We start from the raw sequence: 15,984 nt of genomic DNA, 5'->3' as shown, positions 1-15,984 counted from the left end.
GCGGCAACTGGAGGGTTTCTGATGGCGAAGGACAAGAAGGCGAAGAAGGACAAGAAAGAAAAGAAGAAGCTGATGGCGCAGGCCAAGTCAGCGAAGAAGGCGACGAAGAAGTCCGCCAAGAAGGCTGCGAAGAAGTCTGCACCGAAGTCCGCGAAAAAGGCTGCCAAGAAGGCCGCCAAGGCGCCCGCCAAGAAGGCGAAGAAGACCGTGAAGGCCGCGGCGAAGAAGGCGGCCAAGGCGCCTGCCAAGAAGGCTGCTGCGAAGAAGGCTGCCGCCAAGAAGGCTCCCGCCAAGAAGGCCAAGACGTCGGCCGCAAAGGCTCCTGCCGCGCCGAAGAAGAAGGCCGCCAAGAAGCGGGCTCCCAAGATGGCTCCGCTGGTCGAGACCCCGGCGGTGAACGAGACCGAATCGGCTGCCGAGACCAGCTGGGCGATGCCGAGCGCGGCACCCGAGGAGCACGAAGACGGCGAGGGGACCGCCCCCGGAAACTGATCTTTCCGGTCCGGATCGTTCTCACCACCAGACGAATTCACATCGGGAGGCCGCGGCGGCAACGCTGCGGCCTTCTCGTTTGTTGCCGGCGCCTGTCGTCTGGCTTCTGGCGTCTGCGTCGGCTCCTAATTGCCGATGGATCTGTTCGTCGGAGCCGTCGCCCCCGCAGATCTACGGCCGGGCGAATCCGACCTCGCTACGCCGTGTCGTTTTGCTTGGGACACCACGATTCCAGCGCGTCGGCACAACCGAATGTGCGTCCTGGCGTGCGTTCGGACACGGAGATTTGTTGTTCAAATGCAACACGCGCTGACTACCTGCCGTAGAATTGTCAAAACGCCCAAAAAGGCGGCAGATGCCGCGCTTTTTTGCTTCACGTGCGGCGAGACCCTGGCACAAATTGCGTCTGGATGACGCAGCCGGTCTTGTTTGCGCCCTGGGGGGCCAAGGTGGGGCAGGCTTTTCGAAATAGGTAATGGGGATCGTCATGAAGAAGTGGGCTTTGCTGGCAACGGCGCTGGCAATGGTTTCGGGATCGGCTTCGGCGGCGGACATGGCGGTCAAGGCCTATAAGGCTCCGCCTCCGGTCGCGTTCGATCCCTGGGATATCGCGTTCGGCGCGGCGATCATGAACGACTACGTGTTCCGTGGCGTCACCCAGTCGAACCACAAGCCGTCGGTGGCCGCCTATTTCGAGCCGCGCTTCAACGTCAACAAGGACCTGCAGTTCTACGTCGGCGTCGCCGGCGAGAGCATTTCCTTCCCGAACCGCGCTGCTGCCGAGATCGACATCTACGGCGGTGTCCGCCCGACCTTCGGCGCCTTCGCCTTCGACATCGGCGTCTGGGGCTATCTGTATCCGGGCGGGACCTGCTACTACGGCGGTGGCGCCACGACGGACTTCGCCGGCCGCGCCCTGAGCGCCGAGTGTCAGGCCAACACCTTGACCAACCTCAACGTGATGAAGAAGGACGTCTCGTTCTTCGAAGTCTACGGCAAGATGAACTACACGGTGAACGATAACTGGACGTTCGGCATCACCGAGTTCTACTCGCCGAGCTTCCTGAACACCGGCGCCTGGGGCAACTACGCATCGGTCACCGGCAAGTGGACCGCGCCCAGCACCACCTTCGGCTCCAGCGGCGTCGGCATGTATGTGTCGGGTGAGTTCGGCCGCCAGTGGTTCGGCACCTCCGACTCGTTCTACGGCACGGCCGCCTTCCCGAATGGTATCAAGTATGCCGACTACAACACCTGGAACATCGGTGTCGGCTTCACCTACAAGGTGTTCACGCTGGACCTGCGCTACTCCGACACCAACCTCTCCAAGGGTGATTGCAACGCCTTCACCAGCGACTTCACCGGCAGCGGCACGACCAACGTGACCGCGATCAACCCGACCGGCGTCGGCTCGAAGTGGTGCGGCGCGACCGGCATCGCCAAGCTCTCGGTCGACCTGACGGCGATGACCAACCTGAAGTAATCACCGCAAGGCGGATCGAACTCATTACGAAGGGCGGCAGAGCAATCTGCCGCCCTTCTGCTTTGCTGGCGCAGCGGCGCTCGCGTCAGCTGCCTCCATCCGCGGTCGCGTCGGCCGCCTGTCCGGCCGGCCGCAGCGAGAACCGGTCGCCATCCCGAATCAGCTCGACCTTTCGATCGTGGAACTCGTGCAGGGTCGAGCGGTGGCCGATCGAGACGACGGTGGTCTGCGGCAGCCGTTCGGCGATGACCCGATAGAGCCTGGCTTCGCTCGGCTCGTCGAGCGAGGCCGTGGCCTCATCGAGGAAGAGATATTGGGGCGCATGCAGCAGCGCGCGGGCAATTCCGAGCCGCTGCTGCTCGCCGAGCGACAGCATCCGGTTCCAGTGCGAGTCCTCGTCCAGGCGGTCCGCCAGTTGCGGCAGACCGACGGCCACCAGCGCCTCCCTGACCTGCTCGACGCTGAAAGCGTCCGCCGCCGCGGGATAGACGATCGCCGCCTTGAGCGCGCCGATCGGGAAGTAGGGCCGCTGCGGCAGCATCATCAGCTTGGCATGCGAGGGCACGCTGATGGCGCCGCTGCCGAACGGCCAGACGCCGGCGATGGCGCGGAACAGCGTCGACTTGCCGGCGCCGGAGGGCCCGGTCAGCAGCGTGCGCTCGTTGTTGCCGATGCTGAACCCGTCGGCCGCGACCAGCGGCAGGCCATTGGGCAGCTTCAGCAGCAGCTGGGCGAGATCGATGCTGTCGCCGGCATGGTCGACGACATCGATCGTCTGCGGCTCGCCCGAGAGCTTGTGCGCGCTCTCGATGGACATGTCGAAGCCGTCGAGGCGGGCGACGGTCGAGCGCCAGTCGGCAAGCGTCCGGTAAGTCGTCACGAAGAACGACAGCGCGCCCTGCACCGTCGAGAACGCGGACGCCGTCTGCATGATGCCGCCCATCTGGATCGACTTGGCGAAGTAGGCCGGCGCAACGAGCACATAGGGAAAGATCACGGCCGCCTGCGAATAGCCCGCCGTGAAGGCCGTCAGCCGCTTGGTCCGGCTCATGATCTGGTACCAGTTCTGCACGACCCGGCCGAAGCGGGTTCCGAGCTGACCTTGCTCGGCGCCTTCGCCGCGCAGCAGCGCGATCTGCTCGGAGCTTTCGCGCACCCGCACCAGGTTGAAGCGGAAGTCGGCCTCGTAGCGCTGCTGCTCGAAGTTGAGATTGACGAGCGGCGAGCCGATCCAATGCGTCAGGATGGTCCCGAAGATCGCATAGATCAGCGCGATCCAGACCAGGTAGCCGGGGATCGCGATGTCGGTGCCGAACAGCTGCAGTGGGGCATCGGTCGACAGCCCCCAGAGCACCACCATGAACGATGCGAGCGAGACGATCGAGCTGAGCAGGCCGATGGTGATGTTCAGCGTCTTGTCGACGAACAGCTGCACGTCGTCGGCAATGCGCTGGTCCGGGTTGTCGGCGATGTCGCCCTTGAGCTGCATGCGATAGTGCGTGGCGTTGTCCAGCCAGCGGCGCAGGTAGACGTCGGTCATCCACCGCCGCCAGCGGATCTGCAGCCATTGATTGAGATAGAGCTGGTAGACGGCCAGGATGATGAAGATGGTCGCCAGTACGGCGAATACGCCGATTTCCCAGATGAAGCTGTTCCAATCATACTGCTGCAGCGCGTTGAAGAACCTGTTCTGCCACTGGTTCACCAGCACCTGGATCGCAACGAGCGACAGTTCGATCGCAATGACGGCGGCGAGGAGGATGCGGCCGGCGACCTTGTCCTCGGAGCGGAAGTAGGGAATGGCGATCCGCCAGACGGTGGCGACGGTCGAGCGCAGATTGTTCACAGAGGGGCTGCTCCTGAGAAAAGGTCTTAACAGGCTGGCGAAAAACGAGAAAATCGCGGTTGGCACCGCCTGCCTAGACTAAAGTCGTAATCTGGCGGGTGGCCGCCGGCTTGTCGGTCGCGTGTGACAAACCGTAGCATGGGGCAGGGGAGAGGGACTGCGACCGCCGCCAGATTTCGCGAGAATTTGAGCAGAGTTGGGCGTTGCCGGTTTTGTGATCTGCTTTTCCGACCTGTGCCAGGCTTGGGGGCCCGGGCGAGCAGACCTGATCCGTCCCGCCGGCCTCAGGTCCAACAACAAGAACGTGGGGGGAGAAGTCACGATGTGGAATCAAATCTACGACCCGTTGGGGAGCCCGGCGCTGTCGACGCTGGCCGCGGCCGTCCCGGTGGTGACGCTGCTGGTGCTGATCGCCAGTGGCAAGGTCAAGGCACACATCGCGGCGATCATCGCCGTGATCCTGACCAACCTGATCACGATCTTCGTCTTCACGATGCCGGCCAACATGTCGCTGCGCGCGACGTTTCTGGGCGTCATCACCGGGTTCTTTCCGATCGGCTGGATCGTCCTGAACGTCATCTTCCTCTACCAGGTCACGGTTTCCACCGGACGGTTCGAGCTTCTGAAGCGCGCCATCGGTGGCGTCACGGAGGACCGGCGGCTGCAACTGTTGCTGGTCGCCTTCTCCTTCGGCGCGTTCTTCGAGGGCGCGTCCGGCTTCGGCACCCCGGTGGCGATCACCGGTGCCGTGCTGATCGGTCTCGGCTTCTCGCCGCTCGCGGCCTCCGGCCTGTCGCTGATCGCCAACACCGCCCCGGTCGCCTATGGCGCGCTTGGCACGCCGATCCAGGGCCTCGCCTCGGTCACCGGTCTCGACCCTTACATCCTCGGCGCGATGGTCGGCCGGCAGCTGCCGGTGTTCTCGCTGATCGTGCCGTTCTGGGTGATCTGGGCGTTCGCGGGCTGGAAGGGCATGAAGGACATCTGGCCGGCGATCCTGGTCACCGGCGTCTCCTTCGCGGTGCCGCAATTCCTGATCTCGAACTACATCAATCCGTGGATCGTCGACATCGGCGCCTCGCTGATCTCGATGGGCGCGCTGATCCTGTTCCTCAAGGTCTGGCAGCCCAAGCAGCTGTGGCTGTCGCCAGCGTTGCGCGGGCGTGACGAATCGGCCGCCACGATGACGGCGGCGAAGCCGCTGGACCGCACGCCGCTGACGCAAGCCGAGCTCTGGGGCGCGCTGCTGCCCTGGATCATCGTCTGCGTCATCATGCTGATCTGGGGCAACGGCGCCTTCAAGGCCTGGGCGAACTCGATCTTCACCTGGAACTATCCGGTGCCCGAGCTCGACAAGCTGATCAACAAGATGCCGCCGGTGGCTGCGAAGCCGACGCCGGAAGGCGCGGTGTTCTCGTTCACCTACCTGACCTTCACCGGCACCGGCATGCTGATCGCCGCGATCATCTCCGGCTTCCTGATGGGTGTCGGACCGGGCAAGCTGATCGCGGAATACGGCCGCACCATCCGTCTCTGCGCGATCTCGCTGATCACGATCTCGGCGATGCTCGCGATCGGCACGCTGACCCGGCTGTCCGGCGTCGATGCCACGCTCGGCTTGGCCTTCGCCGCGACAGGCGTGCTCTATCCGTTCTTCGGCACCTTGCTCGGCTGGTTGGGCGTGGCGCTGACGGGATCGGATACGGCCTCGAACGTGCTGTTCGGAAACCTGCAGAAGATCACCTCCGAGCAGCTCGGCCTGTCCCCTGTCCTGATGGCGGCCGCCAACTCCTCCGGCGGTGTCATGGGCAAGATGATCGATGCGCAGTCGATCGTCGTCGCCTCGACCGCCACCAACTGGTACGGCCACGAGAGCTCGATCCTGCGCTACGTCTTCCTGCATTCGATCGTGCTGGCCTGTCTGGTCGGCCTGTTCGTCACCTTGCAGGCCTATGTCTATCCGTTCACGGCGATGGTGCTGAAGTAGCAACACCGGCAGCGACAAAAGCCCCGCGCCGTAGCTGCGGCGCGGGGCTTGCTATGTTTGGAACACATTTGTGCGGGAGCCGTGCTGGCGGTCGCCGGGCCGATCGCTTAAGAGGCGAGCCCTGCACGTGATGATGTGTCGAGAGGAACGATGCGAGTAGTGAAGCGAGCTTGCGCCAAACTGGCTGCGGCCCTGTTGATGTCGGCCGTGCCCCTTGCCGCCGCCTCGGCGGAGGAATTTCCCTTCGGCATGGAGATGACGCTGGATGCGCTGCCGCAGCCGGGCTCGAAGCGGGTGCCGGATCTCGACATCGGCGACAACGGTGATGCTGTGCTCGAGCTGTGGTGCAAGGGCGGCAAGGGGCAGTTCTCGGTCGCCGGCAACACCATCGTGTTCATCGCCGGCAAGATCGAGGACCGCAACTGCCCGGTGGCGCGCGCGCAGGCTGACGACGAACTGATCGCGGCGCTGAGCGCGGTGACGAACTGGAAGCGTCAGGGCGACCTGATCATCTTCATCGGACCGAAGACGCTGCGCTTCCGGCTCAACACCAATTGAGCCGAGACGGCCGTTTCCAAAGTCCTGGTGGGGACTGTCGAGGGCTCAAGCTCGAGCATGATGCGTTCCACTTTCCGCATCATGATTTGAGCAAACAGCCTTGCGCACGCTCGCGCTTCCGCAGTGTGCACCCTTGAGGTCTGCCCCGCGGTCACCCTCCCCTGGAGGGGGAGGGGCGCCTCTCATGAGCGCAGCGAATGGGAGGCGGGGTGGGGTGATCTCTCCACGTGCCCCGGTGCCCGCGGCGTCACCCCGCTCGCCCGCTTCGCGCGCGATCGACCCTCCCCCTCCAGGGGAGGGTGGCATCTGAGATCGCGGCGCCATGCCGTCATGGCTCGCCTTACTTCCAGACCGAGTTGTCCGCATCCCAGCGCTTGGCCTTGAAGGCCTTCGCCAGCTCGTCGATGGCGCCGCCATCATCCCGCGTGTCGCCTTCCTCGTCGCCCGAGGATTCGTCCGACAGGATCAGCTTGGCGCTCGAGGCCTCATCGATGGTGGTCGTCGTCGGGCTGCTGATCCAGAGCATCAGCGCGTCGGCGCCGCCCGGCTTGTCCGCCGAGACGAGGCCGGTGACCTCGATGACGTCGGTCAGCTCGAGCGCCGGCATCAGCTGGCTCGGCCGCTTCAACGTCAGCTTCAGCTTGCCGCTGACCGGATTCCACGCCGCACTCGTCGGCTTGGCATTGTAGGTCTTGGCCAGCACGTCGGAGATGGCGCCCGCCAGCTTGTCCTTGTTGATCTTGTCACCGTCGCGCCAGTCGGCCGCCGCAAAGCGGATGGTGCGGTCCATCTCGACCGTGCCGGCGGTCCAGCCGGCAGTGACGACGCCGTTCATGGTCCGCGCCTTCGCGATCAGCGCGCCGGCTCGTTCGGGGTCGACGGTCATGCTGATGGTCTGCTCGCCCGCGCGCAGTGCGTCGCAGCTCACGATGAGGCTCGACAGCGAAACTTCGACGTTCTCGCCCTTCAGGCTCTTGAGGAAGTCGGTCACCGCGTCTAGCTTGAGCCGGACCGAGATCGCCTCGGGCGAGACGTCAGTGAAGTCCTTCGGCTGGGCGCTGATGCCGTCGTCGCTCGACTGGCTCTCCTGGAACTCTTTCTCGCTGACGTCGGAATTGTCGGTCGACGCCACCTCGGTGACGGTCTTGCCGATCGCGATCTGTCCGCGGAACTCGAACGTGTCGCCGGTCGGCTTGCGATTCAGCTTCACCGTGACCGGCTCCTTGGCGCCGTTGCTCTGGGTCGCACCGGTCAAGGTCTGGCCATTGACGGTGAGGCTGACCACGAAGCGGTCCTTGCGATCCGAATTCTTTGCGACGGGATAGCAGACGTCGAGCGTGGCGGCGGTGACGGTCTTGCCCTGGCGCGTCTCCTTCAGGATCACGTCGGCATTGCCGTCCATCAGGCCGTCGATCGCGGTAAAATACCGAGTCTCGTTGGCGGGGGCCTTGGTCCCGCTCTTGCTCTGGGCCCAACCGAGTTCCGGCGCGGCCGCTGCAATCACGGCCAGCGCAAGCAAAATCGCGCGCATCTGAAAATCCTTGTGGGAGCAGAATCGGCTTTAAGCTGTAGCGCCGATTTGCGGTCGCTGCACCCCCGGTGCGGACACTCGGCCAAAAAGAAGGCCGCCCGGAGGCGGCCTTCCTGAATGTGAGATGTCGAAAGCAGGGCTCAGAAGCCCATGCCGCCCATGCCACCCATGCCGCCGCCGGCCGGCATCGCCGGAGCAGCATCCTTCGGCAGCTCGGCGACCATGGCCTCGGTGGTGACCAGGAGGCCTGCGACCGACGAGGCGTCCTGCAGCGCGGTGCGGACCACCTTGGCCGGGTCGATGATGCCCTTGGCGACCATATCGACATAATCCTCGGTCTGCGCGTCGAAGCCGAACGTCTCGGACTTCTCGTCCAGGATCTTGCCGACCACGATCGAACCTTCGACGCCGGCGTTCTCGGAGATCTGGCGAATCGGAGCCTCGAGCGCCTTCAGCACGATGTTGATGCCGGCCTGAACGTCCGAATTGGCGTTGGTGATGCGGCCGACGGCCTTCTTGGCGCGCAGCAGCGCCACGCCGCCACCAGGGACGATGCCTTCCTGCACCGCAGCGCGGGTCGCGTTGAGGGCGTCCTCGACGCGGTCCTTCTTCTCCTTGACCTCGATCTCGGTCGCGCCGCCGACGCGGATCACCGCGACGCCGCCGGCGAGCTTGGCCAGACGCTCCTGCAGCTTCTCACGGTCGTAGTCCGAGGTGGTCTCCTCGATCTGCGCCTTGATCTGGCCGACGCGCGACTCGATGTCGGCCTTCTTGCCGGCGCCGTTGACGATCGTGGTGTTCTCCTTGTCGATCACGACCTTCTTGGCGCGGCCGAGCATCTTGATCGTGACGTTCTCGAGCTTCATGCCGAGATCTTCCGAGATCAGCTGACCACCGGTCAGGATCGCGATGTCCTCGAGCATGGCCTTGCGGCGATCACCGAAGCCCGGCGCCTTGACGGCGGCGACCTTGAGGCCGCCGCGCAGGCGGTTGACGACCAGCGTCGCCAGCGCTTCGCCCTCGACGTCCTCGGCGATGATCAGCAGCGGGCGGCCCGACTGCACCACGGCTTCGAGCACCGGCAGCATGGCCTGCAGGCCCGACAGCTTCTTCTCGTGCAGGAGCACGTAGACGTCGTCCAGCTCGGCGGTCATCTTCTCGGCATTGGTGACGAAGTAGGGCGAGAGATAGCCCCGGTCGAACTTCATGCCTTCGACGATGTCGACCTCGGTATCGAGCGACTTGTTCTCCTCGACCGTGATGACGCCCTCGTTGCCGACCTTCTGCATCGCCTGGGCGATCATCTTGCCGATCGCGGCGTCGCCGTTGGCGGAGATGGTGCCGACCTGGGCGACCTCGGAGGACGAGGCGACCGGCTTGGCGCGCTTCTCGATGTCCTTGATCACGGCGGCCACCGCGATGTCGATGCCGCGCTTGAGGTCCATCGGGTTCATGCCGGCGGCAACCGCCTTGGCGCCCTCGCGCACGATGGCCTGGGCCAGCACGGTCGCGGTGGTGGTGCCGTCACCGGCGGTGTCGTTGGTCTTGGAGGCGACCTCGCGCAGCATCTGCGCGCCCATGTTCTCGAACTTGTCCTCCAGCTCGATCTCCTTGGCGACGGTGACGCCGTCCTTGGTGATGCGCGGAGCGCCGAAGCTCTTCTCGATGACGACATTGCGGCCCTTCGGGCCGAGCGTCACCTTGACGGCGTTGGCGAGAATGTCGACGCCGCGCAGCATGCGGTCGCGTGCGTCGCCGGCGAATTTGACGTCCTTGGCTGCCATTTCAGAATTCTCCTGGAGTAGACCTCGACGGCGAGGGGCGTGATCGCCCGTCTGTCGCCGGAACGAGGTTGCAGAGCATTTTCGCCCGGGGCGGCTGATCGCCGCCCCCGACAGGTCGGGATCAGGCGACGACGCCCATGATGTCGGACTCCTTCATGATCAGGAGTTCCTCGCCGTCCAGCTTGACCTCGGTGCCGGACCACTTGCCGAACAGCACGCGGTCGCCGACCTTGACGTCGATCGGGATCAGCTTGCCGCTCTCGTCGCGGCCGCCCGGGCCGACGGCGACGACTTCGCCCTGCGAGGGCTTTTCCTTGGCGCTGTCGGGAATGATGATGCCGCCCTTGGTCTTCTCTTCGGCGTCGATGCGCTTAACCACGACGCGGTCGTGCAGGGGACGAAACTTCGATTTGGCCATGACGGATCCCTTTTGGGGTGCTTGGATAAGTGTTGCTGTCGGAGGAAATCTGAATGCGGCCACATTGAACGCCCACTTGGCGCCAACTGGCTCGCAGCCTTAGCAATCCCGCCCTCCGAGTGCTAAAGACCGCTCGGGGAAATATGGCTTGCGGCTGTTCCTGTCAAGCAACGGCCAGCCGTTAAGCCGTTCTTGAGGCTGTTAGGGGATGTTGTCCCGGGCCAGACATGTTAGTGGAGCGGCGTCGTCATCCGACGTCATTGCTCTGACGAGCGTTTTGCGCTTGGTTGCCGGACGGGGCAGCCATGATCTTGTTCCTAAGGGGATGCCATGACGAGTTCACGGTGCGCGCGGCCGGTTGCCAATCTCGCGATCGCGTCAGCGCTCACGATGCTTCTGGGAGCGTGCACGGGCTTCAGCCTGTCGCCGTCGACCCCCATGCAGCAGACCGAGGCGCCGGTCGAGCCCGAGGTGCCGGCCACGATTCGCGCCGAGGATCTCGTGGGCAAATGGGGGCTTGCCGCCTACAACAACCCGAATGACCGCCCGCGCACCGAAAAGATGGCTTTGGCGCAGTGCAAACAGCCCTACGTCATCGGGGCAGGCACGTCCGGTGGTGTCGTGATGCACCTAGCCGACCAGGCGACTCCCCAGGAACTGCGCTTGAAGGGATCGGCCAGCGGCAAGAACTACATCGGCCCGGCCGGACCGCCCGGCGGCGAGCAGGACCGCGAGGTCGTCTCCTTCGACGGCCGTGTGCTGATCACCCGCTTCGTCGACAAGGATGCGGCGACCCGTTACCAGACGATGGTCTACGTCCGCTGCGGACCGCGCGCCTGAGATCCGGGCGAACATCCCGCAAAGGTCGAGAGTCGAACGAAAAACGCCGGCGATAGCGCCGGCGTTCCTGTATGGTGACGTTGCCTGGAGCGGTCGCTGGGACTGGCCGAGGTCAGTTGAACATCGCGTCGATGTCGTCCTGCGAAGCGTGGCCGACGTCGCCTTCCGCCTTCGGGCCGTTCAGCAGCCGGGCGTCGCCCTCGCGGTGGTCGACGATCGGCGGCGTATGCGCCTTGATGGCGTCGACGCCGCCCCAGATGTCCATCATCACCACGATGTGGTGCTCGATGAACTTCATCGTGGTCATGACCTTGTTGATGCGCTGACCGGTCAGGTCCTGGAAGTTGCAGGCCTCGAAGATCGAGACCACGCGCTCCTGGATCTCTTCGCTCAGGATCTTCTGCTGGTCGGCCGAGTCCACCTTGGACAGCGCGCTGGCGGCCTGGTCGATCGCCTCCGCGGCTTCCAGGATCTGCTGCGTCGCCTGCTCGGTGCCGCCGACGACCGCGCCGAGCTCGCCGTTGACCTTGGCCATCTCCTCGCCGTTGAAGCTCTTGGCATGGAGGGTCGCGATCTCGCCCTTGGTGCGGTTGATCGCGTCGTGGATCAGGTCGAGCTCGACCTTGAGCTTTTCGCACTGCTCGATCTGGGCGCGATAGGTCTCGAGCAGCGCGCGCGCTTCGGCGACCTCGCGTGCGGCGGACTCTTCGATGGCGGCGTTTGCCGTGTTGCTGCCGCCGCTGCGGATCGCATTGGCCATCTGGGAGCGGATCGCGCGCAGCTCGTCCATGATTTCCTTGTGGTTGGGGCCGATCTCGCCGCCCACGAATTCAGGCTCCGGCATATGGCCGACGATTGCTTCTTCGATACGGAAACGCTTGCGAACAGCCATGATAGTATCCCTGACCTTTTGCTCGGATCAGTTCTACGCAGAGGCTATTTAACATCGCGTTCACGCCAGGAACCGCCGTTGGGCAACGCTGGCGTGCATCGTGCGTCAACTATTAACCACGCTCCGCCGGCCTTCACGCAAAATAAACGCTAGCGATCAAAACCGCCGACGTATGCAGCGATGGTGAATCCCGGCGCCTCCCGCGTTTACCAAAGCGATCGGGTTTTGCTCTTTATTGACGATACGCGGCGGCGTTGCCGCCTCGCGCGACGAACAGTCTCCAGACGAAACAGTACAGAGTACGTCGATGTTCAAATCATTCTCCACAGCGCTGCTGGCCGGCGCATGCGCATTCCATTCAGGTCTGGATCGGGCTGCGGCCCAGGGATTTCAGCAGCCGACCGTGATTTACAGCGGGCCGCCGCAGCAGTCCGCGCCGGTGCGCACCGCCTATGTCGAACGCTCGCGCATGGGTGGCGGCTTCATCGAATTCCTGTTCGGGGATCCGCAAGGCGGCCGCGGCGCGCCTCCGCCGGGACAGCCGATGTACCAGCAGCAGCCGTCCTACTACGAGCCGCAGCGGCTGGCGCCGGGCATGGTCCCGCAGCAGGGAGTACCGGATGAGGAGGCCTATGAGCAGACGCAGCGGCCGCTCGATCCGAAATACGAGAAACAGATCGTTGACTACGACGGCAAAGAACGGCCGGGCACGATCGTCATCGATACGCCGAACAAGTTCCTCTATCTGGTTCAGGGCGAGGGCAGGGCGCTCCGCTATGGCATCGGCGTCGGCCGCCCCGGCTTCACCTGGTCGGGCGTGAAGACGATCTCGGCCAAGCGCGAATGGCCGGACTGGACGCCGCCGCCGGAAATGCTCGCGCGCCGGCCCGACCTGCCGCGGCACATGGAGGGCGGACCGCAGAACCCGCTCGGCGCACGCGCGATGTATCTCGGCTCGTCGCTGTATCGGATCCACGGTTCGAACGAGCCATGGACGATCGGCACCAACGTTTCGTCAGGCTGTATCCGGATGCGCAACGAGGATGTCATCGACCTCTATGGCCGCGTGAACGTCGGTGCTCGGGTCATCGTGCTCTGACGACCGCCGCTGCACGACATCCGCAACTGAAAAAGGCCGCCCGTGGGGCGGCCTTTCGCATTCTTCAGTTCGCTGCGACCTGGGAGCATCAAGCGTAGTCGCTGCCACCGTCGTCGTCGCCATAGCCGTCATCAGCGTCGAAGTCGGCCGCGTCGTTGTCATTGCCGCTGTCGTCATAGTTCGCCTGGTCGAACAGGCCGGCACGGCCACCGTCGCCGCCCGAACGGCCGATGTCGTCGAGACCGGCGTCGCGCGCCAGCGAGCCGCTGGACTGGTCGCCGCTCCACGGGCCGGCACCACCGCCGCGCTCCTCGATGATCGTGGTGTCACCGAACGCCTGATGCGACCCGCCGCCCATCATCGAGCGGATGCCGCCGAGCAGCAGCGAGCCGCCGACCATGCCCGCCGCAGCGGCCGCCGCCGTTCCGAGGAACGAGCCGCCTCCACCGCCGAACATGCCGCCACGCGGCTGGCCGAAGCCGCCCTGATCGTAAGGGCCGGGCTGACCGGGATAGCCGGGCTGGCCCTGGTAGCCCGGGGGCATCGCCTGACCGCTGTTCCAGACCGGTCGGCTCTGCGACGGCGGCGGCACGTTGGGGACCGAACCGCGGCTGCCCGAGCCGAAGATGCTGTCGCGCATCGAATCGAGGAAGCCGCCGGACTGGGCCTGCTGCGGGGCCTGGGCGTGCTGCAGCTCCTCGATGCGGGCATTGGCGCGCTTCAAGGCTTCGTCCTGCACCAGCACCGTCTGCACCAGCGCGTAGACGGCATTGGGAGCCCGCTGCAGCGCCTGGGCGATGGCGGCGGCGGCCTCCGGATCACGCGGTGCACTCTCCAACTTGGCAAGCCGGTCGAACAGATCGTCGATGAGTTGGCGTTCTTGCGGTGTCATGTCGTTCTCCTGCCGCTTGCCTTGTTCCGGCCAAGCGCGGCCAAGATTTAGGGGGACTTTGTGGCCCGGCCAGCCGGGGCGCGGATTAAATTTCCGTATGCGACACAGCGTCTCTCGGGCTTGCGCAGCGTTTTGGACCTCGATGTTGCCCGCACTACAGGAGGAACGCAGCCGGGCGGCCTTTTGTTCGTCGCAGACCCGCAAGATCCGTTCAGGCCAGCGTCATCCGCCGGCGGTCGAGCAGCGCTGGAAAATGCTCGCCGGCGAGATAGGCGTGCTCGTGCTCGCGCTGGACGGTCAAGGGATCGAGCTCGATCAGGACGTCGTCGACGAAGCCGGGGTGGCACATCACCAGCCCGTCCTCGGGCAGCTCCTCCAGGAAGCCGTCCATCAACGTGGCGAAATCCGAGGTCTTGCTGAAGTCGTAGGCGCCGGCGAAGGCAGGATTGAAGGCGATCTCGGCCCGCTTGGCATGACGGCGGAATTGGGCGCTCAGGACGTCCAGCAGCAGCGCCTTCGGTGCCGTCAGCCGCTGCATCAGCGGCACGTTCCGCCCCCCCTGACGCACCCAGGCCGCCGGCGCGGCTTCCTTGACCGCGGCGAGGAAGCCCTCGCGCACCTGCGGATAGAGCTGGGCGTGCTGATGGCCGTCGACGAAATCCGGGGCGCGGCCGAACAGCTCGCCGAACGCCGCAAGCTGCACCAGCACCTCGGCGCGGATCAGCTCGGGATCGAGCCGGCGGGACATTCCGGCGCGCAGCAGCTTGGGAAAGGGCAGGAACATGCCGCCCTCCGACGGGCGGAAGTGCATGGTGAGGGGCCGGAATGGCGCGGTCAGCGTGACGTGCAGGCCGATGGCGCAACGCGGGCTGTCCGACGCGACCTTGGTCAGCTCCGTCACCTCGTCGCGTCCGATCGCGGCGCCCACCGTCATCACCGAGGTGGCGTTCAGCCGACCGCGCGCGATCAGGTCGCGGATGGCGCTGTTGACCCCGGGGCTGATGCCATAGTCGTCGGCGCACAGCCAGATGCGCCGGTGCGGCGTCGCGCTCATTCGGCGGCGTTCCTCTCGGCGCCGTCGCTCCGTGCATCGAGCGCTGCACGCTTCTCGCTGTGCTCGGCGACGAAGTAGATCGGACGCGCCTTCAGCTCGGACAGGATCTTGCCGATATACTCGCCCATGATGCCGATCATGATCAGCTGCACGCCGCCGATCGTCATCAGGCCGACCATCAGCGAGGGATAGCCAGGCACCGATTTGCCGGTTGTGAAGGTCTCCCAGAGGATCGAGAGGCCGAACAGGAACGCGGCCGAGGCCAGCAGGATTCCGAGCAGACTGGCGAAGCGCAAGGGCGCGACCGAGAACGAGGTGAGACCTTCGATCGACAGGCCTAGCAGGCCGGTCAGGTTGAAGGTCGTGACGCCATGGGCGCGGGCCGCTGGCTCATAGTCGACGCGGATCTGACGGAAGCCGATCCAGCTCGCCAGGCCCTTGAAGAAGCGGTTGCGCTCGGGCAGCTGCCGTAGCGCGGCCACCGCGCGCGGCGAGAGCAGGCGGAAGTCGCCGGCATCCTCCGGAATCTTCTGCCGCGCCCCCCAGTTGATGAGCGCGTAGAAGCCGTGAACGGCGACCCGGCGCAGGAACGGCTCGTTGTCGCGATGCGCCTTGGCGGTATAGACGACGTCGTAGCCGTCCTTGATCCAGTGCGTGACGAGTTGCTCGACCAGGGCCGGCGGATGCTGGCCGTCGCCGTCCATGAACAGCACCGCGCCGCGCCGGGCATGATCGAGGCCGGCCATCAGCGCGGCCTCCTTGCCGAAATTGCGCGACAGCGACACGACCTGCACATCGAGCGCATCGGCCTGCAGGGTGCGGGCAATCGCGAGCGTGTTGTCGCGGCTGCCATCGTCGACATAAACGAGCTCACAGGCGAGACCGAAGCGCTGACGCAGGGTGCGTGCGAGATTATTCAGCCGCTCGTGCAGCGCCGTCAGTCCCGCGCCCTCGTTATAGACGGGGATAACGATCGACAGTCCCTGCGACGCGGCGTCGGCCGCGGTCGTGGTCAGGTCGGACACGTCAGTTCCCAGCATCGCTCAGAGTCCTCGTTCTCCTACCAACATATGGTAGTCGCGCTCACCTGTCGCTACGATGAACGGCG

General features: G+C 65.1%; 14 protein-coding genes. 6 read left to right on the top strand and 8 right to left on the bottom strand.

The annotated features are described in order from the left end of the window. Window positions 1-21 precede the first annotated feature (21 nt). Together QX048_RS24635 and QX048_RS24630 are read left to right on the top strand one after the other, a co-directional pair. Complete coding sequence (locus tag QX048_RS24635; protein ID WP_315825403.1) at window positions 22-492, top strand: hypothetical protein; 471 nt, start codon at window positions 22-24, stop codon at window positions 490-492. Window positions 493-979: 487 nt separating this feature from the next. Then, complete coding sequence (locus tag QX048_RS24630) at window positions 980-1,975, top strand: TorF family putative porin (RefSeq protein ID WP_315716661.1); 996 nt, start codon at window positions 980-982, stop codon at window positions 1,973-1,975. An 85-nt stretch (window positions 1,976-2,060) separates the two neighbouring features. Here QX048_RS24630 and QX048_RS24625 read toward each other — a convergent pair whose 3' ends face one another. Next, window positions 2,061-3,821: an ABC transporter ATP-binding protein/permease gene (locus tag QX048_RS24625; RefSeq protein ID WP_315825402.1), complete on the bottom strand. Its 1,761-nt coding sequence runs from the start codon at window positions 3,819-3,821 to the stop codon at window positions 2,061-2,063. Between the two features lie 322 nt (window positions 3,822-4,143). Between QX048_RS24625 and QX048_RS24620 the strand changes: the two genes are divergently transcribed. Both QX048_RS24620 and QX048_RS24615 read left to right on the top strand, forming a co-directional pair. Then, window positions 4,144-5,808: an L-lactate permease gene (locus tag QX048_RS24620; protein ID WP_315825401.1), complete on the top strand. Its 1,665-nt coding sequence runs from the start codon at window positions 4,144-4,146 to the stop codon at window positions 5,806-5,808. A 198-nt stretch (window positions 5,809-6,006) separates the two neighbouring features. Further along, window positions 6,007-6,366: an META domain-containing protein gene (locus QX048_RS24615; protein WP_315825400.1), complete on the top strand. Its 360-nt coding sequence runs from the start codon at window positions 6,007-6,009 to the stop codon at window positions 6,364-6,366. A 340-nt stretch (window positions 6,367-6,706) separates the two neighbouring features. Here QX048_RS24615 and QX048_RS24610 read toward each other — a convergent pair whose 3' ends face one another. The 3 genes from QX048_RS24610 to groES all read right to left on the bottom strand — a co-directional run bounded on the left by QX048_RS24610 (window position 6,707) and on the right by groES (window position 10,099). After that, on the bottom strand, window positions 6,707-7,897 hold the full coding sequence (locus QX048_RS24610) for a hypothetical protein (RefSeq protein ID WP_315825399.1): 1,191 nt from the start codon (window positions 7,895-7,897) through the stop codon (window positions 6,707-6,709). Between the two features lie 140 nt (window positions 7,898-8,037). Further along, window positions 8,038-9,681 carry a chaperonin GroEL gene (groL, locus tag QX048_RS24605; protein WP_315716666.1) on the bottom strand — a complete coding sequence of 548 codons (1,644 nt, stop codon included), beginning with the start codon at window positions 9,679-9,681 and terminating at the stop codon, window positions 8,038-8,040. Window positions 9,682-9,802: 121 nt separating this feature from the next. Continuing rightward, the gene (gene groES / locus QX048_RS24600; RefSeq protein WP_008961387.1) at window positions 9,803-10,099 is read right to left on the bottom strand and encodes a co-chaperone GroES; all 297 of its coding nucleotides are present in this window, start codon (window positions 10,097-10,099) and stop codon (window positions 9,803-9,805) included. A 330-nt stretch (window positions 10,100-10,429) separates the two neighbouring features. Between groES and QX048_RS24595 the strand changes: the two genes are divergently transcribed. After that, window positions 10,430-10,939 carry a hypothetical protein gene (locus QX048_RS24595; protein WP_315716667.1) on the top strand — a complete coding sequence of 170 codons (510 nt, stop codon included), beginning with the start codon at window positions 10,430-10,432 and terminating at the stop codon, window positions 10,937-10,939. A 112-nt stretch (window positions 10,940-11,051) separates the two neighbouring features. On the opposite strand, the gene QX048_RS24590 is transcribed toward QX048_RS24595, so the two are convergent. Beyond that, the gene (locus tag QX048_RS24590; RefSeq protein ID WP_315716668.1) at window positions 11,052-11,831 is read right to left on the bottom strand and encodes a protein phosphatase CheZ; all 780 of its coding nucleotides are present in this window, start codon (window positions 11,829-11,831) and stop codon (window positions 11,052-11,054) included. Between the two features lie 307 nt (window positions 11,832-12,138). Here QX048_RS24590 and QX048_RS24585 point away from each other — a divergent pair, with 307 nt between their 5' ends. Next, on the top strand, window positions 12,139-12,930 hold the full coding sequence (locus tag QX048_RS24585; RefSeq protein WP_315825398.1) for a L,D-transpeptidase: 792 nt from the start codon (window positions 12,139-12,141) through the stop codon (window positions 12,928-12,930). An 88-nt stretch (window positions 12,931-13,018) separates the two neighbouring features. Here the strand turns inward: QX048_RS24585 and QX048_RS24580 are convergent, their stop codons facing one another. The 3 genes from QX048_RS24580 to QX048_RS24570 form a co-directional block, all read right to left on the bottom strand. After that, window positions 13,019-13,822 (bottom strand): DUF2076 domain-containing protein, encoded by an 804-nt coding sequence (locus QX048_RS24580; protein WP_315716671.1) that lies wholly within the window; start codon window positions 13,820-13,822, stop codon window positions 13,019-13,021. A 211-nt stretch (window positions 13,823-14,033) separates the two neighbouring features. Next, a complete protein-coding gene (locus QX048_RS24575) occupies window positions 14,034-14,876 on the bottom strand; it encodes a ChbG/HpnK family deacetylase (RefSeq protein ID WP_315716672.1) in 843 nt (280 codons plus the stop codon). Beyond that, on the bottom strand, window positions 14,873-15,916 hold the full coding sequence (locus tag QX048_RS24570; RefSeq protein WP_315716673.1) for a glycosyltransferase family 2 protein: 1,044 nt from the start codon (window positions 15,914-15,916) through the stop codon (window positions 14,873-14,875). The genes QX048_RS24575 and QX048_RS24570 overlap by 4 nt, the downstream gene beginning before the upstream one ends. Window positions 15,917-15,984: the final 68 nt, after the last annotated feature.

Origin of the sequence: Bradyrhizobium sp. SZCCHNS30572, from assembly GCF_032484415.1 — a bacterium.
Lineage (GTDB): Bacteria > Pseudomonadota > Alphaproteobacteria > Rhizobiales > Xanthobacteraceae > Bradyrhizobium.
This window is presented reverse-complemented; position numbering and strand designations above follow the sequence as displayed.

What these genes read in the sequence shown, in the direction of transcription:
- QX048_RS24635 (WP_315825403.1), top strand. Translation starts at nt 22, where the DNA reads ATGGCGAAGGACAAGAAGGCGAAGAAGGACAAGAAAGAAAAGAAGAAG.
- QX048_RS24575 (WP_315716672.1), bottom strand. Translation starts at nt 14,876, where the DNA reads ATGAGCGCGACGCCGCACCGGCGCATCTGGCTGTGCGCCGACGACTAT.
- QX048_RS24590 (WP_315716668.1), bottom strand. Translation starts at nt 11,831, where the DNA reads ATGGCTGTTCGCAAGCGTTTCCGTATCGAAGAAGCAATCGTCGGCCAT.
- QX048_RS24610 (WP_315825399.1), bottom strand. Translation starts at nt 7,897, where the DNA reads ATGCGCGCGATTTTGCTTGCGCTGGCCGTGATTGCAGCGGCCGCGCCG.
- groES (WP_008961387.1), bottom strand. Translation starts at nt 10,099, where the DNA reads ATGGCCAAATCGAAGTTTCGTCCCCTGCACGACCGCGTCGTGGTTAAG.
- QX048_RS24585 (WP_315825398.1), top strand. Translation starts at nt 12,139, where the DNA reads ATGTTCAAATCATTCTCCACAGCGCTGCTGGCCGGCGCATGCGCATTC.
- QX048_RS24620 (WP_315825401.1), top strand. Translation starts at nt 4,144, where the DNA reads ATGTGGAATCAAATCTACGACCCGTTGGGGAGCCCGGCGCTGTCGACG.
- QX048_RS24630 (WP_315716661.1), top strand. Translation starts at nt 980, where the DNA reads ATGAAGAAGTGGGCTTTGCTGGCAACGGCGCTGGCAATGGTTTCGGGA.
- QX048_RS24615 (WP_315825400.1), top strand. Translation starts at nt 6,007, where the DNA reads ATGTCGGCCGTGCCCCTTGCCGCCGCCTCGGCGGAGGAATTTCCCTTC.
- QX048_RS24595 (WP_315716667.1), top strand. Translation starts at nt 10,430, where the DNA reads ATGACGAGTTCACGGTGCGCGCGGCCGGTTGCCAATCTCGCGATCGCG.
- QX048_RS24580 (WP_315716671.1), bottom strand. Translation starts at nt 13,822, where the DNA reads ATGACACCGCAAGAACGCCAACTCATCGACGATCTGTTCGACCGGCTT.
- QX048_RS24570 (WP_315716673.1), bottom strand. Translation starts at nt 15,916, where the DNA reads ATGCTGGGAACTGACGTGTCCGACCTGACCACGACCGCGGCCGACGCC.
- groL (WP_315716666.1), bottom strand. Translation starts at nt 9,681, where the DNA reads ATGGCAGCCAAGGACGTCAAATTCGCCGGCGACGCACGCGACCGCATG.